Below are 26751 nucleotides of genomic sequence, written 5' to 3'. Positions count from 1 at the left end.
GGAATGGACTTCCTCGTCAATCGCACTGCGTTGTCATCTTCCGCCTGACATCTCGCACACCAGGCGATTCCCCGTCGCCCAGTCAGTGGACGTCCGAGACGTTCGGCGTTTATCGTTGTCGACCGGTCGTCTATTAGGTTCGACCACATCATCGGCGCCGCCATCCGCACCGCGGCGGGCGGACGCCCCCGTCGCCGCACCGAGGGTTCCGCCCGGGGCGGCTCACACAGGAGACACCGCTATTGAAGGTCGAGATCTGGGCCGACATCGCCTGCCCGTGGTGCTATGTCGGACGAGCGCGCTTCAACCGAGGGCTCGCCGCCTTCGCACAACGCGATCAGGTGGAGGTGGTCCACCGGTCCTACGAACTCAACCCGCAGGCCCAGAACGGCGACGTGCCGATCATCGACGCAGTCGCGGCCCAGTACGGGCGGACCCGCGAGCAGCAGGTCGCCAGGGAGGAACAGGCCGCGTCCATGGCAGCGTCCGTGGGACTGGACTTCCGCATCGGAGGGCGCGTGTTCGGCAACACCTTCGACGTCCACCGCTTGATCCACTTCGCCCGGACCCGCGGCGTCCAGGACCGACTGCTGGACCTCGTCTTCCGGGTGAACTTCGCGGAGGAGCGTTCGATCTACGACCGGCAGACCCTGCTGGATGTGGCCATCGAAGCCGGGCTGGGCGCACAGGAGGCACTGCGGGTGCTCGACGATCCGGAGGCCCACGCCGCTCAGGTGCGGGCCGATGAGCATCTCGCCTCTGAAATCGGAGCGAGCGGCGTCCCCTTCTTCGTACTGAACCGGCGCTATGGGATCAGCGGCGTTCAGTCCGTGGAGACGTTCACTCGAGCACTCGAACAGGCCTGGACCGAGCAGACGGCGGCCTGACACCACCCACAGGCATGCCCTCCTGCGGCGCGAGCATGCCTGTGCCGCTGTACGCAGGCCGACTCCGCGCCCCTCAACCGCCGCCCAGGCACGCCGGCTGACCGGGCCCACGCCTGCCGACCAGGACTCGATCGGCCTGCGCGGCGCAGAGCATCGATGATGCGCGGGCGACGTCCGGGGAGGGAGCCACCCTCACTCCCGTCCCGTCGATCACCTCTCCGACGACTTTGCGGGCTGGGCACGCTCCTCCCGAAGACGTCCAGCACATGCACGCGTTCACGCAAACGAAGCGAGCCGCTTCCCCTCCGCGTCCGGTACGAACGAGCGAGTACATCACCAGTTTGACAGGTGACGTAACGGGCTGACACCATCTCGTCACCATTCAGATCGGTGACGCACTGGGATGTGCGACGCCTCCGCCCATGGGAGTGAAAGCGCAGATGGACCTCAAACTCGAAGTCGTGGTGCTGCCCGTCTCAGACGTCGACCGGGCCAAAGCCTTCTACGAAGCCGCGGGTTTCCGCCTCGACGTGGACTACGTGGCCGACGACACCTATCGGGTCGTGCACCTGACACCCCCTGGCTCCCAGTGCTCCATCCTCTTCGGCACCGGGGTCACGACAGCCGCGCCCGGCGCCGTACAGGGCCTGCACCTCGTCGTCGCGGACATCGAGGCCGCTCACGCAGACCTCGTCGCCCGCGGCATCGACATGGGCGAGATCTTTCACGACGCTGACGGCGTGTTCCATCGCGGCACCGAGGAAGGCCGGGTCAGCGGCACCCACCCCGAGCGCGCCAGTTACGGCTCCTTCGCCGCCTTCAACGACCCCGACGGCAATGGCTGGGTCCTCCAGGAAGTCACCACACGCCTCCCCGGCCGCTGAGAGGCGAGCAACATGAAGAGCCGACTGAGGGCAGCAGGCCCGGCAAAGCCGCTTTCCGGGGAGCGGCAAACCGACGGAGTACACGAGCGGTAACGGCCCACACTTCACGCCCCTGCGACGCGATCCCTCGCAGGGGCCCGACCGGCCGGCGAGCAGTATGGCCGATGGGGCGGCACCGCGAGGCTGAGCACGTGATCGTGAAGGGGGAACCGCTCGGCGAGCAGCGCCCCTCCGACGGTGACACCGCCCAGCACAGCGCGTGGCCGGTGCACCAGCAGCGGCATCGCCGTGCCGCGCATCGCCGGACCCTCCCAGGACCAACCGTGAGGCCGCCGACGCCAACCGGGTTGCCCGGCCGTCTCATGGTTGGAGGGTGGCGTGGTGGCCGTCGAACCGGCCACTGTGCGGCAGAGGCTCGGCGGGCAAGTGCCCCCCAGCTGGTCCGTGGCGAGGGACTGCTGACCCGTGCGGAGCCATTCGCCGACGAGCTGCGCGCGTCTGGCGTCGACATGCGGATGAAGGCGTCGGCCGCCTCGACCAGCACCCGCGTACGGCGCGGACGCCAAGCTGAACATCACCCTCACCGACGGCGAAAATTCAGGGCATTCGCTCGTGCCCTGGAAGGGCGCGGAGTGTGCGGAGCCGTCCGCCGCGTCGCGGAATGGCGGCAGCATGCCGTGTGAGGCTCCGGCAGACCGCGATTCAGGCGGGCATGGCCACACCGCGGGCTGTGGCCGTCACAGCGCACGCTCGTAACTCGCCCAGGCCACATGCGATTCGTGCAGCGTGACGGCGACACCGGCCAGGGACCTGGCGTCCTCGCCCAGGGCGCCCTCGTGGATCCGTTCGGCGAGCCGGTCTGCGATGACCTTCGCCAGGAATTCCGTCGAGGTGTTCATTCCGTCGAAGTCCGGCTCGTCGTCGAGGTTGCGGTAGTTCAGCTCGCTGACCAGAGCGCCCAACTCCTGGGCGGCCAGACCGATGTCGACGACGATGTTGTCGTCGTCCAGGTGCTCACGCCGGAAGGTGGCGTCCACCACGAACGTGGCTCCGTGCAGCCGTTGCGCGGGACCGAACACCTCCCCCCGGAAGCTGTGGGCGATCATGATGTGATCACGAACGGTGACACTGAACAAGGCGACCCTCCAGGTTCGGCACATATGCATCCCCGCCGGGCGGCGCGAGGGCACTCGACACACGGATACGCAGTCCTCACCGTTTCAGCCGGCCGTGCTTTGCGCCGAGTCCGACTCGGCAAAGGACCGGAGAATCCGGGGCGACATCTCGGCGCCCCCTGACCCCAGGTGCGCCGTGTGTGGTCGTTCCGCATGTGCGGAACGACCACAGACGGCATCGCCCCCTGCCGCCTTTCACGCTCAGGCGAGAACACCCGGGGCTGAGCGGGTGAGGGTTTCAGCTGGCGCGCAGCGGCGCAAGAGCCTTCGACCAGGCCACGACCTGGTCCAGCGTGGTGATGAGCGTCTCGCGCTGGACGTCCGCCGGCTTGAAGACGCTGAAGTTCTCGAAGTCGGTGAAGAGCGAGAGTGCCACCTGAGCACGGACGTCGGCCATCTGCAGCTCGCCGGCGATGCCGCGCAGGTGCTCCACGGCACGGCTGCCACCGACCGAACCGTAGGCGACGAAGCCGACGGCCTTGTTGTTCCACTCGGCGTAGAGGAAGTCCAGCGCGTTCTTCAGCGCCCCCGGCACGGAGCGGTTGTACTCGGGTGTGACGATGATGTAGCCGTCGAAGGAAGCGATCTTCTCGGCCCAGGCCTGGGTGTGCGGCTGGGTGTAGTTGCCCAGGGTGGCCGGGTAGGCCTCGTCCAGGACGGGGAGCTTGTAGTCCAGCAAGTCGACGATCTCGAACTCGGCGTCCGTGCGCTGGGCGGCGACCTCGTGCACCCAGCGGGCGACCGCCTCACCGTTGCGCCCCGGCCTGGTGCTTCCGACGATGATACCGATCTTGGTCATGATGGCGCCTTTCATGAATCAACTGCAGCGCGAACAGAGCTCGGCCCAGTAGGAAATACTTGCTGCGACAAGTAGATACCTGAATGGTTGACGAGTCAAGCAGTTCAGGGCCAGACCGCACCTCCGGTTCACGACATCGGATCGCATGGCACACCTACGCGCCCGGCGTCCGCGCAGCATCGCGCCCCACGGTCGGCAGCAGCCCGGACGGCCAGGCCACCCCACACACGGACCAGCGGGCCGACACGGCGTCCAGCCTTATCGGAGCTTCAACGCCCGCGCGAACACGGCAGCCGAGGCCCGAGTGGCAGCCCTCACGGGAAGCGGCACACTTCGGCCGCACACATCACCGGTCAGACAGCGCGGAGGGCGAAGCCGCAGCTCACGCCGAACGCAGATGAGCGAACGCAGATCTCGAGGTGCCATCCCGCCCAACCTGAGCGATAATTCATCACCTGTTTGACAGGTGACGCGCGGCGTGGAACAGTCGTGCCGCAGCCGCACCACGGCGGCCGGAACGGCCTCGTGGCCCGGCCTTCTATGACACCCACCCCGCCCTCCACAACGGATGGTTCTCATGATCAACAGGCGTACGTTCAACAAGGCCGCCGGCCTGGGCACCGGCGCGTTCGCGCTCGCCGGTATCCAGGGGGTCCCGAACGCCTCCGCCGCCCCGCACCCGGCCGGCGGCACGCCCGCGCCGACCATTCCCACGGTGACACCTGGCACGCACACATCCTTCGCCAAGCTGAAGCACGTCAAAGCGGGCCTGCTGGACGTCGGTTACGCGGAGGCGGGCCCTGCTCACGGCCCGGTCGTCATCTGCCTGCACGGCTGGCCCTACGACATCCACAGCTACGTCGACGTCGCCCCCCTCCTCGCCGACCAGGGCTACCGCGTCATCGTGCCCTATCTGCGCGGCCACGGAACGACTCGCTTCCTGTCCTCCCGAACGTTCCGCAACGCCCAGCAGTCGGCGATCGCCCTCGACATCATCGCCCTGATGGACGCTCTCAAGATCGAGAAGGCACTCCTCGCCGGATTCGACTGGGGTTCGCGCACCGCCGACATCATCGCGGCGCTGTGGCCCGAACGTGTCAAGGCTCTGGTGTCGGTGAGCGGTTACATCATCACCAACGTCGAGGCGCAGAAGAAGCCACAGCCTGCCGCGTCGGAGCACACCTGGTGGTACCAGTGGTACTTCGCCACCGAGCGAGGCCGCCTCGCCATGGAGGACGAAAAGGACCGGCACGACCTGTGCCGTTTCGTCTGGGACACCGTGTCACCGACGTGGCACTTCGACGACGCCACGTTCGAGCGCACGGCCACCGCCTTCGACAACCCCGACTACGCGGCTATCGTGATCCACAACTACCGCTGGCGGATCGGCATCGCCGACGGCGAGCGCCGCTACGACCGTTACGAGAAGCAACTCGCCACCCGCCCCCTCATCGAGGTGCCCACCATCACCCTCGACGCCGAGCGCGACCCGTTCACCCCGCCCGGCAACGGGATCTCCTACCGCGACCGTTTCACCGGCAAGTACGAGCACCGGACGCTGTCCGGCATCGGCCACAACCTGCCGCAGGAGGCGCCCACCGCCTTCGCCCAGGCCGTCGTCGACGTCGACCACTTCTGAGTCGACCACTCCTGAAGCGCCCCTGGCGGATCGCGGGGCAATCGGCTGCCACCGTCATCAACCCTGGGATACGGTACGCGCGTTGACCGAACAGAATGCCGTGTCGGCAAAGCCCCCTCAATCGCCTCCCGGGCAGACAGGGAGCGGCGTTGCAATCACACTCCCCGGCGTACGGCGGCCGGTCCACTCGGGGCTGCGCCGCCCCACGCGTGCGCGGGGCGGTTCCCGCTCAATACCGAACGGCCCGGCGCGGCAGCGCGCCAGGTGTGCTGTCCCGGGACGTTGGTGACACGCGTGCTGGGTGCTTGAACAGGTGAGGGCCTTCTGGGTTCGGTGTGGATTGCGACATCTACGCCCGACCGCAGGTGGCCCTCGTGTCCCACCGTAATGCCCCGCTGACGCCGGCCGGCAGGCTGCGTCCGGCCCGGTGTGTCGTGGACGACGGCTGGCGGCTGCGGCGGGTCCCGGAACGCTTTCAGGTCAGTCACACCACCGCCGCCCGACGGGCCGGCCGTTACCGGCAGTGGGCGCCGAGGGCATGCACGACCGCTCCAGCCGCCCACACCGCCAGCCACGGCGCACGTCACCAGCCACCGAAGCGCAGGTGGTAGGCCTGCGCCGCGAGCACCGGACCGGACCGGTCCGCCTGGCGGCCCGGTGCGGCCGCTCACCGTATCCTGGGCCGCCACCAGCTGCCCGTTCTGGCCGCCTGCGACCGCGCCACCGGCGAACCCGTACGCCGCTACGAACGCTCCCGGCCCGGCGAACTGGTGCACATCGACGTCAAGAAACTCGGCCGTATCCCCGACGGCGGCGGGCACCGCACCCAGGGCCGTGCCGAAGGACGCCGCAACCGGGCCGGGACCGGCTACGCCTACCTGCACACCGCCCTGGACGACCACTCCCGCCTGGCCTACGCCGAGGACCTGCCCGACGAGACCGGGCCGACCTGCGCCGGCTTCCTCACCCGTGCCACCGCCTGGTTCGCCGCCCAGGGCATCACGGTCGAACGGGTCCTGACCGTCAACGCCTGGGCCTATTCCAAGAACACCTGGCGGCAGACCTGCCACCAACTGGGCATCAGCCCCAGCCGGACGAGGCCCTGGCGGCCCCAGACGAACGGCAAGGTCGAACGCCTCCACCGCACCCTGCTCGAGAAATGGGCCTACCACCGGCCCTACACCTCAGAAACCGAGCGGCAGGCAGCGTTTCCCGACTGGCTGGATTAGTACAACCACCACCGACCCCACACCGGCATCGGCGGCCAACCACCAGCAAGCCGCGTCACCAACCTGTCCGGACAACACAGCTGGGCGGCGTCACCGCTGCGCTCGTACGTCTTGCATCGACTGCCGGCCGACCCCGGCCGCGCTGTGGAACGGAAGGCCCCCACTTCGAGCTCCAGATCGACGTCAAGTGTGTCGAGTGGACCCGCAGCGGGGACGTACGGGCGCTCTGCGAAGGGGGCCGGGCCGCCAGGAGCGGGGCCGCTGCCTGGGACACCATAGGGCGGCACCGGCCACGAAGTCCGCTTCTGACACCTGCGTTCGCTGCCTGACACCGTGGGTGCAGGGGAAGTCATCGACGATGGGAAGTGATCGACAAGTTCATCGGCTTCCGTATGGTGCATCTGGGCGTCACCCGCACACCCCTCGCGGAGGCCTTCCGGCTCACGGACAACAGACCACGAAAGGACATCGCCCGGCAGACCGGTGAGACGCCCATCGCGAGCTACGACCACTCAGGAACATTCAGTGTGCAGAACGTGCTGATCGTCGGTGTACCGGCTGATGAGCCCGACAGGCGCATGGAGTTCCTCGATCATGGCATGGGCTGACGCGGACGGTCCGACGATGTCGGCTTCTCAGGCGGCCGTGGCGAACGCCTTTGGACCGCGTTCGGCTGCGGTGAGGCCTTCGCCGCAGCCCGCGGCGAGGCGATCCATGTCCCAAGCACTGGCGAACTTCTCACCGGCGCCCCACAGGAAGGGTCAGCCGGGGTGGGTGGTCGACGCCTACGTCAGGCCATGAGGCCGTCTGGCCGGGCCGGCGACACGGTGTACCGGCGTATGCATGTCTTCGCCCCGGCGGCACTCGTCTCGCCAGTGTCCGGGCCGTCTGACGGGCTACCGCGCCTTGGACGAGGTCAGGAGGCCGGAGGGTTCTCGCGGCCTGAACACACTTCGCCACGGTCCGCTGGGCACCAACGCCCCGGCGCGTCGGCCGCGGTCGTCCGCACCGTGTGGACGACCGCGGCCAGCGTGGGCGCCCGTCGTCCTCGCCCTCTCGACGCAACCTCCGCCCAGCTACAAACTCACGCTCGGCTCCCGGCGACTTGTCGACAGGTTCACCCGAGGAGGGCCACTGCGCTGACCCGCGAGTCGAACGAGGCCTTCAAACGAACCGTCAGCCGAGTTTGGACACCTGGTAATGGGAGAGGTACCACTGGTCCTCGATGCGCCTGAGCACCACGCTGAGAGTGACCTGGAGGGTGGGCCTGTCGGTGAACGAGAAGTCGACACCCAGGTAACCGAGCAGGACGCCCTCCGCCAGCCCGCGTGTCTCCAGCACGCGGTAGTCGGCTCTCAGCCCCACCGGCTGGGAATCGTAGTAGTCAGCGACGCCCGGACGGCCGACGCTGTAGGGGTGGAGTCCCTGGAAGATGGCGTCCTCGGTGAAGAGCGAGGCGATCTGCTGCGGTTCGTGCGCGTCGACCGCGGACTTCCACCGGTCCATCACGCCACGCACGATGGCTTCCTGTGCTGCTGTGCCGTTCATGGTTGCCTCCTGGCTACGGCCTGAAAGTCGTGGGTCAGCTGGTGGTGCCCGGGTCGTTTGGATGCGGCTGCAGCGCGGTGATCTCGGCGGTCATCCAAGGCCACAGGGGCAGCGTGCCGAGCACCTTCTCGCGCAGGTCGGCCTCGTCGTCGGCGCGCCACAGGCCGATGCTGCGCAGCTCACCGACGGGACGCCACAGCCGGCCGAGGTGACCGGTGGCCGCCAGTTCCCTGGCGCGGACGGCTTCGGCGGCACGGCGCCGCGTGACCTCCTCCGGATCCGTCCCCTCAGGAACGGTCGTGGTGAGCACGACCAGGAACTCCTTCATCGTCTTTCGTCCTTTCTGGTTCTGACCCGGCATCGGCAGGCGCAGCCTCTCGGGCGTGAGGATGCCTCTGCATCCCCTGACGGGCTGGTACCGCAGCGTTGGAGATGCGGTCGGTCTGTCACCGCCGGACGGCGGGGGGACGCGCCCGCTCGTCCGGCATGTCGTGGTGGGGCCCGTACGGCCCCGAACCTGCCGGCGGCCTTGGTCGGCCGCCTGCCGGTCCACGTCCGGTGGTGCGATCAGGCGGCGGCCTTCAGCTTGCCGGCGACCTTGACGACGCGCTCGGCCTGGATGCGTGCGGCGGTGCGGGTGACCTCGTCGACGGGGTTGGTGCCCTGGCCGTCGGCGTGGGAGGTGCCGTAGGGGTTGCCGTCGGTGAACTTCGCGGGGTCGGTGAAGCCCGGCGAGACGATGATGCCGCCGAAGTGGTGGACGGAGTTGTAGAGGGCCAGGAGGGTGGACTCGTGGCCGGCGTGGGCGGTGGCGGTGGAGACGAAGCCGCTGTAGACCTTGTCGGTCAGCTTGCCCTCGGCCCAGAGGCCGCCGAGCGTGTCGATGAACTGCTTGAGCTGCGAGGAGACGTTGCCGAAGCGGGTGGGGGTGCCGAAGATGACGGCGTCGGCCCACTCGATGTCCTGCGCGGTGGCCTCGGGGATAGCGGCGGTGGCCGCGTGGTTGGCCGCCCAGGCGGGGTTGGACTCGATGGCGGCCCGGGGGGCGAGCTCGGCGACCTTGAGCAGACGGACTTCGGCACCCGCCTTGACACCGGCGTCATGGAGTTCGTTGGCTATCTCCGCGATCGTGCCGGTGGACGAGTAGTAGACGATGGCGAGCTTGACAGGGGTAGTCATCGCGATGCTCCGCTTCAGTGGGATGTGATCGATAAGGCGGGGCCGATCGACCTTCGCATTAGCCGACCGGTCGCCTAAAAACTAGACGACCGGTCTACTTGAGTCAAGCGCCTGGCTTTTCCCTCTCGACTTCGCCCGGCTCCCCCAGCGGCCGGGGCCAGAGATCAGCAGATGTCGCGCGCGAGGCCGCTGTGACCGGCCGCGGTCGACTACGGACGGCGAGCGGGCCGAGCGACGCAGTGTGGAGCGAGCGGTCCTATCGCAGGACGACGTCGAAGACGGTACGGAAGAACGCCTCAACCGGCGCCTCAGACTTGTGCGCCCGGGCCGTGATCAGGGTCCCCTCCCAGGCGCTCAGGATGAACAGCGCGGTGGCCGTCGTGTCGAGAGCGCTGTCGACATCACCGGCCTCCTGGGCCTCGACGAGCACCCGCTGGATGTGCGCGGCCCAGCGGTCGAAACCGCGCTGGACGGCCGAGCGTATCTCCTCGTTGTGATCCGCCACTTCCGCGCCGAGGTTGCCGACGAGGCACCCGCGAACGAACCCGTTGTCGAGCGTGTCCCTGCCGAGGTACTCGAAGTGCGTCCGCAGCCTCTCCAGCGGGGGGCGCCCGGGCTCTTCGAGCATGTCGAAACGCAGAGTGCCGGCATACCGGGCCAGCGCCTCCAGAGCACTCTCCTCCTTGCTGGAGAAGTGGTTGTAGAAGGAGCCTTTGGGGACGCCGGCGGCTTGGGTAATGTCGTTGATGCCGGTGGCGTTGAAGCCCTGCGCGTGGAACTGCCGCAGGGCCGCCTGTGCGATCTCCTCGCGTTTGGACGCACGCCCCATCCTGAATCACCTCCCATTCAATATGGCCGGTCGCCTTGCGCGGCGTCAACCAAGACGCGTCGGCCCTCCGGAAGAGCGCTGCTGACGAGCGACGCCCCGGCACACGGGCCCAGCGGTGTGAGGGGCATACGGCGGCGCCGGTCCGGCCCGTCGGCCAAGTCGGCTTGACTCCAGCTAAGTCGACCGGTCATATTCAAACCGTCACGCCGTCGTCCACGTCCGAGTCCATGGGGATGGACGGCGCGCGGCCGCAGCGGCCTCGAGGGCCGGCCCCTGCCCCCCTGGCGGGGCATTGCTTCGCCACACCCACCCAGGAGCTAGAGCATGTCTACCTATCGGGCCTTTGAGGCCACTGGAGTCCACAACCTTCGGTTGGTCGAACGTGAGCTGGCCGACCCGGCGCCGGGGCACGTCCGGATACGGGTACAGGCATGTGGTATCTGCCACACCGACGTGCTGGCCGTAGAGGGCCTGCGACCCGACCCGTCGCGGCCCGTCGTACCGGGCCACGAGATCGTCGGCGTCATCGACGCCCTCGGGGCCGGCGTCACCGCCTGGCAGCCAGGTGACCGCGTCGGCGTCGGCTTCCTGAACGGGCACTGCTGGGAGTGCGAGCCCTGCCGCCGGGGTGACTTCGTCAACTGCCTGAACCAGGCGCAGACCGGAACGACGACCGACGGCGGCTACGCGGAGGTGGCCTATGCCCGGGCGAGCGGACTGGTGCGGGTTCCCGAGGGCATCGAGGCCCTGGACGCCGCTCCGCTCCTGTGCGCCGGCCTGACCACGTTCGCCGCGTTGCAGCAGGGCCACGCCCGGGCGGGGACCCTGGTGGCGGTGCAGGGCATCGGCGGCCTCGGACACCTGGCCCTGCAGTACGCGCGCAGCCTGGGCTACAGGGTCGCGGCCGTGGCACGGGGCGAGGAGAAGGAGGCCCTCGCTCGTCAGATGGGCGCGCACGAGTACATCGACAGCACCAGCACCGACCCGGGGGCCGCACTGCGCGATCTGGGGGGCGCCTCGATCATCGTCGCCACCGCCTCCAGCGGCGCCTCGATGAATCCGCTGGTGCGCGGTCTGGCCCCGAACGGCAAGCTGATCGTGGTCGGTGCCGCACCCGACCCGCTGACCGTCTCGACTCCCGACCTGATCTTCGGCACCCGCTCCATCGCCGGCAGTCTGACCGGTTCCTCCATCGAGAACGAGGACAACCTCGCCTTCAGCCTCGCCCACGGCATTCGTCCCAGCCTGGAGGTACTGCCCTTCGAACAGGCAGTGGAGGGGTACGAGCGGATGCTGTCGGGCAAGGCCCGTTTCCGCGTCGTGCTCGACACGGCGGCCTGAGCTACCGACCGCCAAGGCAAGGCCTCACGGTGCCGTGCGGGCGGGCTCCGACGGCTCCCGCCTGCGCGGCCGAGCCGCCACGATCGTCAGCCGGCACCTCCGTTCCCGCCCGTCCGAGCGGACGGGCCTCCTCAAGGCTCTTGATGACCAACACCACGGCAAAGGACTCCCACTCCGTGTCCGCACCACCGGTCGAACTTCCGACCGGCTCCGACGGACACGCGCTCCGAGCGGACCGGATCGGTCTGCTGTCCATCTCCCTCGGCACCGCGGGTCTGGGTGGCGCCTGGCAGGCATCGGCGACCGTCCATCCGGCGGCCCTGCCGGTCAGCGACGCCCTCTACGCGATCAGCGCCCTGGTGTGGCTGGTACTGCTGATCCAGTACCTGCGCCAGGGAGGGGCCAGGTGGCACAACCTCCGCCATGACATCCGCCATCCGGCTCAGGGTTTCGCGATCTCCTACGTCCCCATCATCGGCATGCTCGTCGCCGGTCACTTCTCCCGGTTCGGGACCGACGAGGCCCGGTGGGCGTACGCGGTGTTCACCGCCTTCGCCGTTCTGGTCGCCGCACGACTGCTGGCCCACTGGCTCACCGGTTCACTCAGCGCCACACTCCTGCACCCGGGATATCTGCTGCCGGTCTCCTCCGCCCCGTTCATCGCGAGCGCCACCGCGTCGACGCTCAAGCTGCCCGGCATCGCCGACGCGTCGTTCGCGATCGGGCTGCTCTACTGGCTGACGTTCGGCACCGTCATCCTGGGCAGCCTCATCACCACCGGGCCCCTCCCCCAGCCGGCGCGTCCCGTCCTGACGGTCCTGACCATTCCACCGGCGACCGGCGGCATCGCATGGACCGCGGCCCACAAGGGCCTCTTCGGCCCGGTCGGTTACGGCTTCGCGGGCACCCTGCTCTTCACCGTCCTCCTCGTCGGCTTCCTTCTTCCCGAGCTGCGTCAACCGTCCTTCCATCCCGGACTGTGGGTCTACAGCTTCCCTGTAGCCGCGAGCACGAATTTCACCATCCGGCTGATCGCCGCAACCCGGAGCCCGGCCTACCCGGTTCTCACCTGGGCGCTGCTGGCCCCGGCCACCGGCGCACTCGTCCTGCTGTCGGCCGCGACCCTGCGGCACACAGCCGGGGCCGCCCGCGGCTCGACCGGCCTGGATCCTGCCCGGAGAGCATGATCGCGACGGAACACGGTGACTTCACGTCAATTCACCTGCCCCCACCGCTGTTGGGGCATTCCTACCGCACCCACGAACAGTCGTGAGTGGCGGCAGCGACACCATGCGCGAGGGCCGTCGGAGAACGAAGCCCGGCCCCTGCAGACACCGAGCGCAACCAGTCTGCGCGACGCAGGCCTGACGAAACGGCAGCCGGGCAAGCAAGGGGCACCCGCGGACTGAGTGAACCTCCTACAGGGCTGTTTCCGTGCCGGGGATGGCAGCGCTGCCACCCTCCGGCCAGGCCGGAGCGCGTGCGGGACGCCGTCCCGGCTGAGCCGCCCTCCCGGCAGGCGAGACGCACCACATCCCTCTTGCCTCGGCGGCCCCCCTACCTGCCGAACCCCGACTGCGCGCCCTTCGCGGGTTATGTCCCCGGCTGCCCCGGAAAGGCCGCCCACCCAAAGGAAGCTTGCATGCGATTAAGTTGTGCACAATCAAATAGGGCACTATGTTTCTGACATCGCCTCAGACGGCAACCGCACCGGCGGAAGCCGCCAACCTCGTATGTCAAGCGCCAAGGAGAAACAGCATGAACCCCAAGACCGTCTTCCGCTCACCCCGCACCGGCGTCGCCGTCCTCGGCGCCGTCGTGGCAGTCTCCGCCCTGACCCTGGCCTTCACCGCCCCAGCCAACGCGGCCAAGGCCGAACACCACACGCGGCCGACCAAACCCACCGTCGTCCTGGTGCACGGCGCCTTCGCGGACGCCTCCAGCTGGAACGGCGTCGTGAAGCGACTCGAGCACGACGGCTATCCCGTCATTGCCCCCGCCGATCCCCTGCGCGGGCTGGCCGACGACTCCGGCTACATCCACAGCGTCCTGGCGAGCGTCCGCGGACCCGTCATCCTCGTCGGCCACTCCTACGGAGGCGCCGTAATCAGCCAGGCCGCCACCGGCGACCCGAACGTCAAGGCCCTCGTGTACATCGCCGCCTTCGCCCCCGACAAGGGCGAGAGCACGCTGGAACTCTCCGACAAGTTCCCCGGCTCCACTCTCGCGTCGACCCTCAACTCCGTGCCTTACCCCGGCTCCGACGGAACCCCCGGCACCGACCTGTACATCAAGGCCGACAAGTTCCACGACCAGTTCGCAGCCGACGTACCCAGGTCCGTCACCGACCTCATGGCCGCCACCCAGCGCCCCGTCGCCGCCTCCGCCCTCGTGGAGAAGGCCACCACCACCGCCTGGAAGGCCATTCCCTCCTGGGACCTGATCACCACCGAGGACAAGAACATCCCCCCGGCCGCCCAGCGCTTCATGGCCCACCGGGCGCACGCCCGCACCACCGAGATCAGCGCCTCCCACGCCGTCTCCGTCTCCCACCCGACCGCTGTCACCCGCATCATCGAGCAGGCCGCTGACGCCACCGTCCGCTGAAGCCCGTCTCACACGCCAACTCCATACCGAGCCCCGAAGGGACGGGGCGGGTACCACAGAAGAAGGCGCCATCCATCGCGCCACCGATGAAGAAGGAGACGACCCCACCATGAGCAGCACCTCCGAGAACACGCCCACTGTCGTGCTGGTGCACGGGGCCTTCGCGGACGCTTCCAGCTGGAACGGCGTCATCGAGCGGCTGCGGCAGGAGGGCCACCCGGTGGTGGCGCCGGCCAACCCGCTGCGAGGGCTGGCCCACGACGCCGGCTATCTCAGCGACTTCCTCGACAGCCTCGACGGGCCCCTCGTGCTGGCGGGCCACTCCTACGGAGGCGCCGTGATCAGCCAGGCCGCCGAGGGCAACCCTCACGTCAAAGCGCTCGTCTACGTCGCCGCGTTCATCCCAGAGTCCGGCGAGAGCGCGCTGGAGCTGTCCGGCAGGTTCCCCGGCAGCACCCTCGGACCCAACCTCGACTCGGTCAGCACCGGAACCGAGACAGACCTGTACATCAAGGCCGACGCGTTCCACCAGCAGTTCGCTGCCGACGTGCCCGCGCCCGTCACCGACCTCATGGCCGCCACCCAGCGCCCGATCACCGCCTCCGCCCTGGAGGAGAAGGCCACCGCCGCCGCCTGGAAGACCGTTCCCTCGTGGAGTCTGATCGCCACGGAGGACTTCAACATCCCGCCGGCCGCGCAGCGTTTCATGTCCGAACGCGCCCGGGCGCACACCACGGAGGTCAGCGCCTCCCACGCCGTCTCCGTCTCCCAGCCCACCGCGGTCGCGCACATCATCGAGCGGGCCTCCCGGGCCATCGCCGGCTGACCCGGCACCACCACCGCCCTGACATCGGTCGTCGCCAGGCCGTCACGGAGACGACGACCGATGCCGCGTTCCGCGGCCGCTGAGACCTCAGTGCACCAGCTCCGCCACGGCAGTGGCCTCCAGGCGCGCCTCTTCACAACTGGCGCAGCCGGTCAGCGCCGACAGATACCTCTCCGCGTCCAGGGCAGCGGAACATCCGCTGCCTGCCGCCGTCACGGCCTGCCGGTACTCGTGATCGACCACGTCACCGCACGCGAAGACGCCGTCCAGGTTGGTGCGTGTGGAACGGCCCTCCACAGCTACGTAGCCAGCGTGATCGAGGGCGATCTGCCCCTCGAACAAGCCGACTTGCGGATCATGCCCGATGGCGATGAAGACGCCGGTCACGGGCAGGAGCCTGACCTCCCCGCTGTCCACCGCACGCAGCAGGACACCAGTGGCCCTGTCCTGCCCGAGGATGTCCACCACCTCACTGTTCCAGACGAAGTCGATCCTCTCGTCGCGTCGCGCGCGCTCCTGCATGATCTTCGACGCTCGAAGCCTGTCACGCCTGTGGACGACGGTCACCCGGCGGGCGAACCTGGTGAGGAAGGTCGCCTCTTCCAAGGCGGAGTCGCCCCCGCCGACGACCACGATCTCCTGGTCCCGGAAGAAGAACCCGTCACACGTGGCACACCAGCTCACGCCGCGGCCCGACAGCCGCTGCTCGTTCTCCAGGCCCAGCCGCCGATACCGGGATCCTGTCGCAAGGATCACCGCCCTGGCCCGGTGGGTCGCTCCGCTCGCGTCCACCACCTCCTTCACCTCGCCCGTAAGCCGCGTTTCCACCACGTCGTCGGGCACGAAATCGGTACCGAAGCGCTCTGCCTGTGACCTCATCCTGTCCATGAGGTCGGGGCCGTGCACCGCTTCGGGAAAGCCTGGGTAGTTCTCCACGTCGGTCGTGTTCATCAAAGCGCCGCCGACCGAAACGGCGCTCTCGAAGACCAGGGGGCGCAGTTCGGCACGCGCCGCGTAGACCGCGGCGGTGCAACCGGCCGGACCGGCACCGACGATGATGACGTCACGGACGTCATCAGACATGTCGATCACCACCTCGTAAAAAAGCCAAGGCTGGGAATCACGCAGGGGCAGCCACGTTCCATACTGAGCCCGGCCGGCTGCCGCTGCACCTTGCCCCACACCCCGCCCGGTGCGGATCACGATCGACCGACGAAGGGACGCCTCATGACGGGGACGCCGCGGAGACGAGAGACCCTGCGGCGGCGCTCGTCCCTGCCGGGATGGCGCCGGGCACACCGTCGGCGGATGTCGAGCTACGGGCGCAGGGCCGGTACGGACCCGGGCTTCGCGACGTCCACCTCCGCGTCTTCAGCCGTACCAAGGTCCTCTGGGCCTCTCGGCAACACGGCGTCCACCTCATCGGCGGTCGTTTGGTGCGGCGTTGGGCGGCCGGGGAGTCCCGGACGAGATGCGCCGGGGCCATCGAGCACGGATGCCGCCTCGCGGCGGAACTCCTTGTCGTAGGGCGACCACGCGGAGCCGGTCGGCGGCCAGGCCCAGCTCGGGCCCAGAGACGGGCAGTTGCTTTGGAGCGCACCACAGGCTGTCCCCGTGATCTACGCGGGAACTCCCGTGAGCGGACGAGGCAGTTGCCACCGAGGGGAAGCTCCCTGGTTACAGCAGGTGTCAACCGAGGCGCTGCGTGCGGATGATGGCGAGGGCTTGCCCGAGCCGACCGGCAGGTCACCGACGTGCTCGACGAATCCGGCGGTGGCCGCAGTCGTATGCGCGGCTGCCCGGCCCCACACACACCGGACAGCGACCCGTGAAGGTCGACCCAGGTGCCCCGGCCAAGGGCACACCCGATGCCCTGCCAGGCCTTCCAGATCTACGGGGTGCGGACCTCCTCGCCGTACGGCAGGTGGAGCGGTGCAGTCGGTTCGCGCAGCGATGGCCATGTTCCGTCGCCGTCCGCGGCGTCACGTTCGGAGCCGTCCGCCGCTGGGAGCACCGGTTCGGTTTGCTCGACGCTTCGGACAAAGCAGTTCCCGAGGAGTCCGCACACCCTTGACGTCCACTCCCCCGGAAGAACGCCAGCCTGGGCGGGCCGGGCCTCTCCCCGGCCCTCGATCCGGACCCCCTGCCCGCCTACGGCAGCATCCGGGCGGCCTCGGCAGCCCGCTGCGTGACCTCGGAGGCGGCCCGTGCGGCCCGCCCGGTGATCCGCCAGCTCAGCATGCTCACCGCGGCGACAGGACCGGGAGGGAAGAAGCCCAGCTGACCGAGCATCGTGATGTCGTCGCGCACCGCTCGATGCCGGATGACCTTTCCGTCGTGCAGGTCGAGCACGTGAATCTGCTCGAAGTCGATCTCCCGCCCGGTGGGCGGCACGACCTGGTCGACATCTTCCCCCCTGAACAGGACGAAGGCACCGGTGTGACGGCCCTTCATGTGCAGCCGCACCCATACCTGGGAGTCGTCGGCGAGGACCTCGTCGATGGGCAACCGAAGATCGGTGAACGCGTAGCGCATCCAGGCGCTCGAAGCGAGCACGCCGGCCGGCCCCGCGATTCTGCAGGCGGGAGGCGAGACAGCGGCTTCGCGGTTGTGGAACTGCTCGTGCACCACCTCGGCTGCCAGGGCGGAATCCCCCGTCTCCAGGGTCTGAAAGAGCGCGTGACCAAGGGCCGCCGCGGGAATTCCCATGGTGATCTTGCCTTCCATTGCAGGGGACCGGGGACTCCAGTCAGGCACTCCGGTGAGTCCAGGACCTCTGGGAAAACTACTTGACCCGTCAATAACATGAGACGGGGTTCGTGGCGGCGGGGCGCCTGCCACCCCCGGGCCGCGCACTAGAGCCCCAGATCCAGGGCCAGGCAGGAGAAGTACTGCCACGCTCCCTCCGGGTCGCAGAAAGCAGCGAGCCCGCCATTCGGTGAAGCCTGCCGCTCCTCAGTCATGTCCTCGAGGCGGATGCGCTCGGGCAGCTTGCCGAAACGCGCGCGCCTCGCCTCGGCGGCAACGTCCGCCACGCTGTCGTCACTCATGGTCTTCTCCGCTCTGTCGGGCCACCAGGGCCACGGGTTGCCGGGCGCACACCTCCGTGCGCAGCACGGCCACAGTGCACCCATGGTCGTCACCTGTCAAGGTGGTGACTAGGGCAGGGCAACCGTGACGTCGGCCACCACTCCACGCTGGTGCCGTAATGCCGGATCCCCGCAGCGCGTGCAAGCCGTCACCGGGCAGGCTGCAACACACAGAGACAGTCGGCCGCCGCTCACGTCGGCCCCCTCTCAAGCCGCCTCGAGCCGGCTCCAGCGGAAAGTTCGACCGCTCCGACCCGGCTCCGGGGGCCTGAAGCGACCGCGACCCATGAGCCGCTCCGGGGCCGGGCGCTCTCTCCGGCTCCTCTGGCACGGCGGCGCGAGGGGCGACCGACCCACCCAAGACCCAAGAGCCGTAGGCCGTCCGGCACGCCGCCTCGTTGTACACCTGCGCCGGTCGGGTCGGTAGAACGCCCGCCCGGCTCCGCACATGCCCGTCCGGGGACACGCAGCGACACATCCGAGCCCCGGCCGGACGGATAGGGGTGCGCGGACCTTCGACATCCCGATGTCACAAACACGGCAGTTTTCTGGCGCCCGACCCTGCCTCCAGGGTGCGCCGGCCTCGCGCCCGCGGGACCGCGGCTCGCCTCGTCCCGCGGTGCCTGACGCGGCGGTCAGGCGCTTCAGTGGCCCGCGCTCATGCCGCCATCGACATGAAGGATCTCACCGGTGACGAACGGGGCGTTCTCGAGGTAGATCACCGCATCCGCAATGTCGCTCGGCTCGCCCAGTCGGCCGATCGGATGCAGGCCGGCGAGAGACTCATGGGTGTCCTCCGGGTGCATGGGAGTCCTGATCGTGCCGGGCGAGACGGCGTTGACCCGGATACCACGAGTGGCGTACTCGATGGCGAGGGACTTGGTGGCGGACTGCAGACCGCCCTTGGTCAGCGACGCCATCACGGACGGGACCCGGGCGTCGGCGTTGTCGACGAGACTGGTGGTGATGTTGACGACATGCCCGCCGCCCTGGGTGAGCATCTGCTCGATGGCCAGCTGAGTGATCCGGAAGAAGCCGTTGAGGTTCACGCCGACAACAGCCGCGTAGTCATCGAGGGTGTACTCGGTGAAAGGCTTGGCGACGAAGATGCCCGCGTTGTTGATCAGGGTGTCGACACGGCCGAACCGCTCTACGGTGGCGGCGATGACACGCTCGGCGGTGGCAGGGTCGGCGATGTCGCCCTGCACCGTGAGGAGGTCGGCCTCGCCGGAGGGGGCGATGCCGCGCGAAGTGGCGACGACGGCATAGCCGGCCTTGCGGTACGCGTCGACGATAGCGGCGCCCAGGCCCTGCGAGGCGCCGGTGACAACTGCAACCTTCTGAGGATTCACGATGATCTCCGTAGCGAGAGAGGTGGACTCCAGCGCCCATCACGCTACTAACCGACCGATTGATAGTCAACCGGTCTACTATTCGGTTACTGTAGTGCCTGCGTGGCCGCGCTGAACGGGACCATCTCCCTGATCTCCACGGCCGGCGTGCTCACCATCCTCCACCCGGTCCTCCTGCCGATGCTGATCCTGATCGCGGCGCCGCGCGGATGGGGCGCGATGCGGGTGGCGCAGGAACGGTACGTGTCGGTCATGAGCTGGGTCGAGCACGTGCGGGCCAGCCGCCTCATCGGCAACCTGCTCACCGAGCGCACCGCTGCGCAGGAGGTGCGCATCCATGCCGTCGGGCCGTTCCTGCTCAGCCGCTACGAGCGGATGGCCGAGAGCGCCGAGGCCGAGCAGGAGCGGCTGGCCACCGGCAAAGCCGTCACCGAGTGGGTGGCCGCCGCGCTGTCCGGCCTGGCCATGGCGGCGACGTACGCGGCCATGTTCTGGCTGATCATGAGCGGGCACATGAGTCTGGCCGTGGCCGGGACCGCCGTCATCGCCGTCCGGTCCGGCTCGGCGAGCCTGGGCGCGCTGGTCATGAACGTCAACCAACTGCACGAGGAGTCCCTCTACGTCCGCGACCACGCCCGGCTCCTAGACGAGGCGGCACGGCGCACCATCCCCAGCGGGGGCGACCCCGTCCCGGCACGGGTGAGGCAGGTCGTTCTGTAGAAAGTGAGCTACCGCTACCCAGACCGGGAAGCCCCCGCCCTGGACCAGGTCTCCCTCACGCTGTAGGGGCCGCGTGGCGATGAACACGGTCTCAGCGTTGACCAGTGGTGCACGTCACCGGTCCAAGCCCGTGAACACTGCCCCTCTGCGGACCCCGTGAACAATTCCTACATGGGCTGTCCGTGCACCGGCGTGGAGGAACCGCTCGGAGCAGGACACCTGCGGTGTGCGGCAGGCCATCGCCTTCGAACCGCTGGTGGTCTGCGTGATGCCTGACGAGCCATTTCGGCGGAGCGCATCCTGCTCCCCACGGTGATGGGGACAGCGGATCCGGCGCCGCGGTGCGTGGGTGCCTCAATCAGGCCCGCCCAGCACGATCTTCCACACACGGGTCGCCGCCTGGAGGTTCAGCCGGTCCCAGCCGCTGCCCGCTCCACCCTTCTGCTCTACACCGACGGGCTGATCGAACGCCGCGGCGAATCCCTGGACGCAGGTTTGACCCGACTGCGCCAGCACGCTGCTGCCCTCGCCCGCGAACACCTGCCCGCCTTCTGTGATGAACTCCTCGCCGGACCCCTCACCGAGCGCTGCCCTGACGACGTCGCCCTCCTCACCCTGCGCCTTCACCCACTCGGCCTCGCGGCGCTCCGGTCGCCCGCAGCGACCATCCTGTGATTCATCGGCTGAGCACTGGACTCCATGACGCTGCCACGAAAGCCTTCAAGACGATCTCCACCAAGGACTTCACCGCTGCAACCTCGGCCTCGGCACGCCGCATAGCAATCGACCACACCGACACGAGGTGGTTACTGTCCAGGTATCGGGTACATGATCCGCATGGAAGCCGGGCGTGGTCGCTCGTCGGATACGGACAACGGCAGCGGGAATGACAGCGCGGACACCTCCGCGGCGGGCGCGCCGAGCCCGGATGCCCTGCTGCCGAAGCTCAGTGACCGAGACCTGAAGATCCTGCGCTACGTCGGACGCGAGTGGGGGCAGGTCCTGGAGGGTCCCGAAGCGTGGCGGTCCGCGCTGCCGGTGGATCCCAACCTCGGCGGCTACCCGGACGCCGTGCGCCCGAAGCGTTTCGGTCGCTTCGTACCCCTCACCGGCCTGCCCGGAGTCGAGGCAGAAGAGGAAGCTGAGGCCCCACCGTCGCCGCTTGGACGCGTCGGCCACCACGTCCGGCGGGTACTGCTGGGCCCTCCGCTCGCGGGCACCGCGATCGCCGCCGAGCGGATGCGCAAACTGGTGGCGCTGCCGGTCCTGTCGGCGGACGCCCTCTCCTCGGTCGCCTACGGCCCCGAGGCAATGCTGGCAGTGCTGGTACTCGGCGGCGCCGCCGGACTGCGCTACTCCCTACCGATCGCCGCGGTCATCGCCTTCATGATGCTCGCCGTCGGCGTTTCCTACCGCCAGACGATCCGCGCTTATCCACACGGCGGCGGCTCGTACATCGTGGCCAGCGACAATCTCGGACGGGTGCCAGGTGTGATCGCCGCCGCCGGCCTGATGATCGACTACATCATGACCGTCGCCGTCTCGATCGCCTCGGGGATCGAGGCGATCACCTCAGCCCTGCCCGCACTCGCCCCGAGCGCGGTGATGATCGGTGTGGCGGTGATCGTCGTCCTGCTGGTGGGGAACCTGCGCGGAGTACGCCAGGCGGGTGCCGCCTTCGCGGCACCCACGTACGCGTTCATCATCGCGGTCTTCACGCTTGTGGCCGTGGGGCTGGCCGACGCGGCCGCCCACGGATTCCAGCCCATGCCGACGCCCCGGCTTCCGGTCACGGAAGGAGTCACCCTGCTGCTGGTCCTGCGGGCCTTCACCTCCGGATCCACGGCCATGACCGGTATCGAGGCGATCTCCAACGCCGTACCAGCATTCCGCCCGACGGAGTGGCGCAATGCCCGTACGACGCTGACCTGGATGGTCACCGTGCTGATCATCCTGTTCGGCGGCACGGTCGCACTGGTCCACCTCGACGGGGTGGTGCCGCACGGCAACGAGACTGTCCTCTCCCAACTCGCTCGCCGTACCTTCGGCCCCGGAGTCATGTACGGCTATGTACAGGCGGCGACGGCCGCCATCCTGCTGCTGGCCGCCAACACCGCCTTCAACGACTTTCCCCGCGTGCTGTTCCTGCTGGCACGCAGCGGCCACGCACCGCGCCTGTTCCTGCGCGTCGGCGACCGGCTCGCCTTCAGCAACGGAATCCTGGCCCTGGCGCTGGCCGCGATCGCAATCTTCGTCGGGTTCGCCGGCAACACGCAGTCCCTGATCCCGCTGTACGCCGTCGGGGTGTTCCTGGCGTTCACCCTGTCGCAGGCCGGCATGGTGGTGCACTGGCTGCGCCACCGCGATCAGGCCCACTGGCGCAAGAGCCTCATCTTCAACGCCACCGGCGGCCTGCTGTCCGCCATCGTCTTCGTCACCGCAGGCATCACCAAGTTCACCGAGGGCGCATGGGTCGCCGTCCTCGTGATCGGACTCCTCGTCCTGCTTGCCCTGCGCATCCGCCGCCACTACGACCTCTGCACCCAGGCCCTCGCCCTGCGCCCCCACGTCATCGAACTGCCCCGACAGTCGGCACCGGGTTCCGGACCGCAAGTGCGGCCGACTGCCATGCCCCCTATGACAGCGGACACCGAGACGGAGGAACTAGAGGAAGCCGAGAGTGAGGAATACCCGGAGGAGGTCAGCCACCTGGTCATCGTGCCCATCGCCCGGCTCGACCTCGCCGGCATGCGCGCACTGGCATACGCGGCCTCCCTCGGACAACCTCTCCTGGCCCTGCATCTCAGCCCGACCGAGACCGAGGCGGAACGCTTCCGCAGCTACTGGGCGACCTGGGGCGACCACCTCCCGCTCGAGGTCGTCGTCTCACCCCACCGCGCGATCGTCGCCCCGCTGGTCCACTACATCGAGACCCTGCACCACCAGCGACCCGATCTCACGCTGACCGTGATCCTCCCCGAGATCGTCGTGCGTCACTGGTGGCAACGCGTCCTCCACAACCAGACCGCCCCCCGACTGCGGCGGGCTCTGCGACCACTGCCGAAGATCGTCATCACGACCATCCCGTTCCACCTGCCCAGATAGGCGAGCCGCCAGAAGGACTGGAAACCGCCGTAATGGCAGCCTGGCTACAGGGAGCAGGCGGGCTGTCCCCCAGCCCGCACGACTCCGCGCCGCGCGGACGAAGCCAACAGCCACAGGCGTGTTGGTGCCTGCCTGATCCGAAGCGTGCGTGAGGGTATTCAACATGCCGGAAATGGAACCGCAGTCGGCCAGGCCGAAGCGTCGCGAGGACGGGGCCCTTGGCAAAAGGGCTGTGCGGGAGGCCCTCGTCTCGTTGACGGGCTTGCTGCGCGTGGTGGTCGTCAACCCCGCCGGTCAGGAGATCGGCCATTTGCTGGATGTGATCTGCCGGTGGAGCGGCGAACCGTACCCGGCGGTGTCCGGGCTGGTGGTCAAGGTCGGCCACCGGGCCGCCTATGTGCCGGTCACGGCGGTCGCGGACCTGGCCGCCGACGGCGTGCGGCTGAACTCGGCCCGGCTGGACCTGCGGGACTTCAAGGTGCGCGACGGCGAGGTACGCCTCGCCCACGATGTACTGGACCACCAGCTGGTGGACGTCGACGGGGTACGCGTGATCCGCGCCTCGGACCTGTACCTGGCCCGCGTGGACGGAACCTGGCACCTGGTGGGCGCAGAGGTCGGGCTCAAGGTCCTGCTGCGCCGCATCGGACCGCGTCGCCTGCACCGGCGGCCAGCACCGGAGAAAGTGCTGGACTGGGCAGCTATCCAGGCGCTGGGCGGCCCGGAGCGCGAGGGCACCGCAGCGAGACAGGTGCGGCTGCGCGCCCCGAACTCTGCCCTGAAGACCTTGCGTCCGGCGGAGCTGGCCGACCTGCTGGAGGACCTGGGCCGCGGTCCGCGCAGCGAACTGCTTCAGATGGTCGAGCCCGGCAAGGCCGCGGACGCGCTGGAGGAGATGCACGCCGCCGACCTCAAGGCGCTGTTGCGCGAGGCCCCCACCGCACAGGCCGCCCGGCTGCTGGAGGAGATGGAGCCCGACGAGGCCAGTGAGGCGCTGCGCGACGTGCCCGAACAGGAGCGGGAGCGGCTGCTGGGCGCGATGCACCCCCAGCAGGCTGACCGGCTGCGCAGGCTGCTGGGCTACGCCGAGGGCACGGCCGGTGCGCTGATGACGTCCCTGCTGATCACCGCCACCGCCGACCGGTCGGTGGCGGACGTGGTGGCCGAGCTGCGCGGGCAGGCCGAGCACGCCGCCGACCTGGACGCCGTGTGCGTCCTCGACGGTGACGGCGCGCTGATGGACGACGTGCCGGTGGTGCGGCTGCTGCTCGCCAAACCCGGCACCCAGCTGGCTGACCTCGTCCAAGAGCCGGCCCCGGTGACCGTCGCCCCGGGAGCGCCGCTGAGCGAGGTGGTCGAGCGGCTGACCGACACTCGCCGCCATTCCGTCGTGGTCGTCGACGACCAGCACCGTCCCGTCGGCCGGATCCTCGCCGACGACCTGGTGGACGCCCTCGTACCCGAACGCGGCCGCTTCCGCGTCTTCCGCCTCGTCCCCTGATGCGAAGCCGCGCGCCTCGTTGTTGCCCACATATCCGAGAGGAAAGGCCACGGTCATGGAGCGGAACTCCACCACGGCACCCGCCGTCCCCGACGTGCCCGCCACGGCTGCGCCGGACCGGCCCGCGCCGCGCTGGAGGCGCCGCCTGGTCACCGCCCTGGCCGTCGCCGGTCCCGGCCTGATCGCCGCCAACGCGGGCAATGACGCGGGCGGGATCGCCACCTATGCCTCGGCCGGAGCACAGTACGGCTACCGCACCCTGTTCTTCATGCTCCTGGTCACCGTCGCGCTGGTGGTCGTGCAGGAGATGTGCGCCCGGCTCGGCGCCTACACCGGTGTCGGGCTCGGCGGGCTGATCCGCGAGCAGTTCTCCGTCCGTGTCACCGCCTTCGCCCTGCTATGCCTGATCATCGCCAACCTGGGCCTGGTGGTCTCCGAGTTCGCCGGCATCGGCGCCGCCCTCGAACTTCTCGGCGCCTCCCGCTATATGGCGGTACCGCTCGCTGCGGCGGGAGTGTGGGCGCTGGTGGTCCTCGGCTCCTACCGGTACGCGGAGAAGATCTTCCTGGTGCTGTCGCTGGCGTTCTTCACCTACCCTCTCGCCGCCGTCCTGGCCCACCCGGACTGGGGGCAGGCCGGAGCCCAGCTGGCCTGGCCGCACTTCGTCGCCGGCAAGGACTTCCTGCTGCTCGGGGTCGCGCTGATCGGCACCACGATCACCCCGTACATGCAGTTCTACGTCGCCGCTGCCGTGGCCGACCGTGGTATCGGCCCCGCCGAATACCCGCGGGAGAAGACCGACACCGTCGCCGGATCGATCTTCGCCAACGCCATCAGCATGTTCATCATCATCGCCACGGCCGCCGCGATCACCACTCGGGCACCGCTGGACTCCGCGGCGCAGGCCGCCTCGGCGCTGAAGCCGGTGGCGGGCCGCTTCGCCGCACAGCTCTTCGGCCTCGGGCTCCTCGGCGCCTCGGCACTGGCCGCCGCCGTGGTCCCGCTGTCCACGTCCTACGCCGTCGCGGAGGCAGTCGGTGTGGAAAGCTCCGTCTCCCGCCGTTTTCGCGAAGCCCCTTTGTTTCTCGGGCTGTTCTCGGCACAGATTCTCATCGGCGCCGCCATCGCTTTGATCCCCGGCAACCTGGTCCAGCTTCTGGTGCGGGCCCAGGTCGTCAACGGTCTGATCACCCCCATCCTGCTCACCTATGTCCTCACCCTGGCCAACCGCCACAGCGTCCTGGGCGCAGCCGCCAACGGCCCCCTCTTCCGCGCCGTGGCCTCCGTGTGCGTGTCCGTCATCGCCCTGCTGTCGGCCGTCGTTCTGCTCCAGACCCTGCTGGGCTGGCTCGGCATGGGCTGATCAAGGTGCGCCCCACCCGCACGGTCCACGCTCTGGCCGCAAAGCTCGATCCTTCGAGTAGTTCTGCAGGAATCGGGAGATAGATCTCGCGCTGATCACCGACACTCGGGCGACATCGGTCGACCGACGCGAAAAGCGGGTGCCGACAGCACTTCAGCCATCGACACCCCCTGATCTGCCGCCGCACGCAGCGACGGTCACAGATCGACGCCGGCTCCTGCGGTCGCTGCCTCCTTCTCCTCCCGCTTCTCGGCGATCAAGGCCTCTGAGGTGAGGAACAGGCCGGCGATGGACGCCGCGTTGTGCAGGGCGGAGCGAGTGAGGGGTCGATGATCCCAGTGGCGAGCATGTCGACCCACCCCCCGGTCGCGGCGTCCAGGCCGTGGTCGACGGGCAGGGTGCGGACCTTCTCCACCACGACTCCACCCTCCAGGCCGGCGTTGCGGGCGATCTGCTTGAGCGGGACGGTCACCGCGCGGCGCGCCTCCTCCTCATAGGCGATGATCTTGGCAGTCACTGTTGCGAATCCTCCGCATCGATGCCTGGGTCGACAATGGCGGAGCAGGGTGACGCCCGCGGCATTTCGCCCGTGCGACCACGCGCTCCGCTCAGGGCCGCGCGAGCACGTCACCCGACCCAGCCAATTGGCACTCCCAGCAGGAGAGTGCCAATTCTTCG

22 protein-coding genes and 3 pseudogenes are annotated in these 26751 nt (G+C 68.9%); 14 read left to right on the top strand and 11 right to left on the bottom strand.

What is annotated here, in order from left to right:
- Positions 1-242: 242 nt before the first annotated feature.
- Positions 243-887, top strand: a complete 645-nt coding sequence (locus tag ACZ4SW_RS13765) for a DsbA family oxidoreductase (RefSeq protein ID WP_445416372.1) — start codon at positions 243-245, stop codon at positions 885-887.
- A 440-nt stretch (positions 888-1327) separates the two neighbouring features.
- Positions 1328-1771, top strand: coding sequence for a VOC family protein (locus ACZ4SW_RS13760; protein ID WP_468241975.1), 444 nt, complete (start codon positions 1328-1330; stop codon positions 1769-1771).
- Between the two features lie 737 nt (positions 1772-2508).
- On the opposite strand, the gene ACZ4SW_RS13755 is transcribed toward ACZ4SW_RS13760, so the two are convergent.
- On the bottom strand, positions 2509-2907 hold the full coding sequence (locus tag ACZ4SW_RS13755) for a 6-pyruvoyl trahydropterin synthase family protein (protein ID WP_468241972.1): 399 nt from the start codon (positions 2905-2907) through the stop codon (positions 2509-2511).
- Between the two features lie 277 nt (positions 2908-3184).
- Positions 3185-3745, bottom strand: coding sequence for an NADPH-dependent FMN reductase (locus ACZ4SW_RS13750; protein ID WP_445416369.1), 561 nt, complete (start codon positions 3743-3745; stop codon positions 3185-3187).
- Between the two features lie 577 nt (positions 3746-4322).
- Here ACZ4SW_RS13750 and ACZ4SW_RS13745 point away from each other — a divergent pair.
- From ACZ4SW_RS13745 to ACZ4SW_RS13735, 3 genes and pseudogenes are all read left to right on the top strand, one after another.
- Positions 4323-5384: an alpha/beta fold hydrolase gene (locus ACZ4SW_RS13745; protein ID WP_468241969.1), complete on the top strand. Its 1062-nt coding sequence runs from the start codon at positions 4323-4325 to the stop codon at positions 5382-5384.
- A 374-nt stretch (positions 5385-5758) separates the two neighbouring features.
- A pseudogene (locus tag ACZ4SW_RS13740) lies at positions 5759-6694 on the top strand (IS481 family transposase); the annotation flags it as partial.
- A 284-nt stretch (positions 6695-6978) separates the two neighbouring features.
- A complete protein-coding gene (locus ACZ4SW_RS13735; RefSeq protein WP_468241967.1) occupies positions 6979-7221 on the top strand; it encodes a hypothetical protein in 243 nt (80 codons plus the stop codon).
- Between the two features lie 568 nt (positions 7222-7789).
- Here the strand turns inward: ACZ4SW_RS13735 and ACZ4SW_RS13730 are convergent.
- The 4 genes from ACZ4SW_RS13730 to ACZ4SW_RS13715 all read right to left on the bottom strand — a co-directional run bounded on the left by ACZ4SW_RS13730 (position 7790) and on the right by ACZ4SW_RS13715 (position 10169).
- Positions 7790-8161, bottom strand: coding sequence for a YybH family protein (locus tag ACZ4SW_RS13730; RefSeq protein WP_468241964.1), 372 nt, complete (start codon positions 8159-8161; stop codon positions 7790-7792).
- 34 nt (positions 8162-8195) lie between these two features.
- On the bottom strand, positions 8196-8489 hold the full coding sequence (locus tag ACZ4SW_RS13725; RefSeq protein ID WP_468241962.1) for a muconolactone Delta-isomerase family protein: 294 nt from the start codon (positions 8487-8489) through the stop codon (positions 8196-8198).
- Positions 8490-8728: 239 nt separating this feature from the next.
- On the bottom strand, positions 8729-9340 hold the full coding sequence (wrbA, locus tag ACZ4SW_RS13720; protein ID WP_468241960.1) for an NAD(P)H:quinone oxidoreductase: 612 nt from the start codon (positions 9338-9340) through the stop codon (positions 8729-8731).
- Between the two features lie 256 nt (positions 9341-9596).
- Entirely contained in the window at positions 9597-10169 is a 573-nt protein-coding gene (locus ACZ4SW_RS13715) for a TetR/AcrR family transcriptional regulator (RefSeq protein ID WP_468241957.1), read from the bottom strand.
- A 324-nt stretch (positions 10170-10493) separates the two neighbouring features.
- Here ACZ4SW_RS13715 and ACZ4SW_RS13710 point away from each other — a divergent pair, with 324 nt between their 5' ends.
- The 4 genes from ACZ4SW_RS13710 (at position 10494) to ACZ4SW_RS13695 (ending at position 14943) form a co-directional block, all read left to right on the top strand.
- Positions 10494-11510 (top strand): alcohol dehydrogenase, encoded by a 1017-nt coding sequence (locus ACZ4SW_RS13710; RefSeq protein WP_468241955.1) that lies wholly within the window; start codon positions 10494-10496, stop codon positions 11508-11510.
- A gap of 176 nt (positions 11511-11686) precedes the next feature.
- The gene (locus ACZ4SW_RS13705; RefSeq protein ID WP_468241953.1) at positions 11687-12697 is read left to right on the top strand and encodes an SLAC1 family transporter; all 1011 of its coding nucleotides are present in this window, start codon (positions 11687-11689) and stop codon (positions 12695-12697) included.
- Positions 12698-13268: 571 nt separating this feature from the next.
- On the top strand, positions 13269-14117 hold the full coding sequence (locus tag ACZ4SW_RS13700; protein ID WP_468241950.1) for an alpha/beta fold hydrolase: 849 nt from the start codon (positions 13269-13271) through the stop codon (positions 14115-14117).
- 109 nt (positions 14118-14226) lie between these two features.
- On the top strand, positions 14227-14943 hold the full coding sequence (locus tag ACZ4SW_RS13695; protein WP_468241948.1) for an alpha/beta fold hydrolase: 717 nt from the start codon (positions 14227-14229) through the stop codon (positions 14941-14943).
- 87 nt (positions 14944-15030) lie between these two features.
- On the opposite strand, the gene trxB is transcribed toward ACZ4SW_RS13695, so the two are convergent.
- The 4 genes from trxB to ACZ4SW_RS13675 all read right to left on the bottom strand — a co-directional run bounded on the left by trxB (position 15031) and on the right by ACZ4SW_RS13675 (position 19384).
- Positions 15031-16026, bottom strand: coding sequence for a thioredoxin-disulfide reductase (gene trxB / locus ACZ4SW_RS13690; protein WP_468242028.1), 996 nt, complete (start codon positions 16024-16026; stop codon positions 15031-15033).
- Positions 16027-17094: 1068 nt separating this feature from the next.
- Positions 17095-17670 carry an ester cyclase gene (locus ACZ4SW_RS13685; RefSeq protein WP_468241946.1) on the bottom strand — a complete coding sequence of 192 codons (576 nt, stop codon included), beginning with the start codon at positions 17668-17670 and terminating at the stop codon, positions 17095-17097.
- A gap of 128 nt (positions 17671-17798) precedes the next feature.
- A complete protein-coding gene (locus tag ACZ4SW_RS13680) occupies positions 17799-17993 on the bottom strand; it encodes a hypothetical protein (protein WP_468241943.1) in 195 nt (64 codons plus the stop codon).
- Between the two features lie 683 nt (positions 17994-18676).
- Complete coding sequence (locus ACZ4SW_RS13675) at positions 18677-19384, bottom strand: SDR family NAD(P)-dependent oxidoreductase (protein WP_468241941.1); 708 nt, start codon at positions 19382-19384, stop codon at positions 18677-18679.
- Between the two features lie 96 nt (positions 19385-19480).
- On the opposite strand from ACZ4SW_RS13675, the pseudogene ACZ4SW_RS13670 reads away from it, so the two are divergent.
- The 5 genes and pseudogenes from ACZ4SW_RS13670 to ACZ4SW_RS13650 all read left to right on the top strand — a co-directional run.
- Positions 19481-20167, top strand: a pseudogene (locus ACZ4SW_RS13670) (ABC transporter ATP-binding protein); the annotation flags it as partial.
- Between the two features lie 252 nt (positions 20168-20419).
- Positions 20420-20779 (top strand): SpoIIE family protein phosphatase, encoded by a 360-nt coding sequence (locus ACZ4SW_RS13665; protein WP_313884354.1) that lies wholly within the window; start codon positions 20420-20422, stop codon positions 20777-20779.
- Between the two features lie 162 nt (positions 20780-20941).
- Positions 20942-23209, top strand: a complete 2268-nt coding sequence (locus tag ACZ4SW_RS13660; RefSeq protein WP_079173191.1) for an APC family permease — start codon at positions 20942-20944, stop codon at positions 23207-23209.
- Positions 23210-23462: 253 nt separating this feature from the next.
- On the top strand, positions 23463-24710 hold the full coding sequence (locus ACZ4SW_RS13655) for a magnesium transporter MgtE N-terminal domain-containing protein (RefSeq protein ID WP_468241939.1): 1248 nt from the start codon (positions 23463-23465) through the stop codon (positions 24708-24710).
- A 55-nt stretch (positions 24711-24765) separates the two neighbouring features.
- Positions 24766-26073 carry an NRAMP family divalent metal transporter gene (locus ACZ4SW_RS13650; RefSeq protein WP_468241937.1) on the top strand — a complete coding sequence of 436 codons (1308 nt, stop codon included), beginning with the start codon at positions 24766-24768 and terminating at the stop codon, positions 26071-26073.
- 197 nt (positions 26074-26270) lie between these two features.
- Here the strand turns inward: ACZ4SW_RS13650 and groEL are convergent.
- A pseudogene (groEL, locus tag ACZ4SW_RS13645) lies at positions 26271-26542 on the bottom strand (chaperonin GroEL); the annotation flags it as partial.
- Positions 26543-26751 lie beyond the last annotated feature (209 nt).

The sequence above is a fragment of the Streptomyces sp. NPDC028331 genome (genome assembly GCF_055565775.1).
The sequence above is the reverse complement of the archived record's forward strand: the minus strand, read 5'-3'. Positions and strand labels throughout refer to the sequence as shown.

Bases quoted from the DNA above. Each gene is read 5' to 3' on its own strand.
- ACZ4SW_RS13760 (WP_468241975.1), top strand. From the start codon at position 1,328: ATGGACCTCAAACTCGAAGTCGTGGTGCTGCCCGTCTCAGACGTCGAC.
- ACZ4SW_RS13750 (WP_445416369.1), bottom strand. From the start codon at position 3,745: ATGACCAAGATCGGTATCATCGTCGGAAGCACCAGGCCGGGGCGCAAC.
- ACZ4SW_RS13745 (WP_468241969.1), top strand. From the start codon at position 4,323: ATGATCAACAGGCGTACGTTCAACAAGGCCGCCGGCCTGGGCACCGGC.
- ACZ4SW_RS13730 (WP_468241964.1), bottom strand. From the start codon at position 8,161: ATGAACGGCACAGCAGCACAGGAAGCCATCGTGCGTGGCGTGATGGAC.
- ACZ4SW_RS13725 (WP_468241962.1), bottom strand. From the start codon at position 8,489: ATGAAGGAGTTCCTGGTCGTGCTCACCACGACCGTTCCTGAGGGGACG.
- wrbA (WP_468241960.1), bottom strand. From the start codon at position 9,340: ATGACTACCCCTGTCAAGCTCGCCATCGTCTACTACTCGTCCACCGGC.
- ACZ4SW_RS13715 (WP_468241957.1), bottom strand. From the start codon at position 10,169: ATGGGGCGTGCGTCCAAACGCGAGGAGATCGCACAGGCGGCCCTGCGG.
- ACZ4SW_RS13710 (WP_468241955.1), top strand. From the start codon at position 10,494: ATGTCTACCTATCGGGCCTTTGAGGCCACTGGAGTCCACAACCTTCGG.
- ACZ4SW_RS13700 (WP_468241950.1), top strand. From the start codon at position 13,269: ATGAACCCCAAGACCGTCTTCCGCTCACCCCGCACCGGCGTCGCCGTC.
- ACZ4SW_RS13695 (WP_468241948.1), top strand. From the start codon at position 14,227: ATGAGCAGCACCTCCGAGAACACGCCCACTGTCGTGCTGGTGCACGGG.
- trxB (WP_468242028.1), bottom strand. From the start codon at position 16,026: ATGTCTGATGACGTCCGTGACGTCATCATCGTCGGTGCCGGTCCGGCC.
- ACZ4SW_RS13685 (WP_468241946.1), bottom strand. From the start codon at position 17,670: ATGGAAGGCAAGATCACCATGGGAATTCCCGCGGCGGCCCTTGGTCAC.
- ACZ4SW_RS13680 (WP_468241943.1), bottom strand. From the start codon at position 17,993: ATGAGTGACGACAGCGTGGCGGACGTTGCCGCCGAGGCGAGGCGCGCG.
- ACZ4SW_RS13665 (WP_313884354.1), top strand. From the start codon at position 20,420: ATGGGGACAGCGGATCCGGCGCCGCGGTGCGTGGGTGCCTCAATCAGG.
- ACZ4SW_RS13660 (WP_079173191.1), top strand. From the start codon at position 20,942: ATGGAAGCCGGGCGTGGTCGCTCGTCGGATACGGACAACGGCAGCGGG.
- ACZ4SW_RS13650 (WP_468241937.1), top strand. From the start codon at position 24,766: ATGGAGCGGAACTCCACCACGGCACCCGCCGTCCCCGACGTGCCCGCC.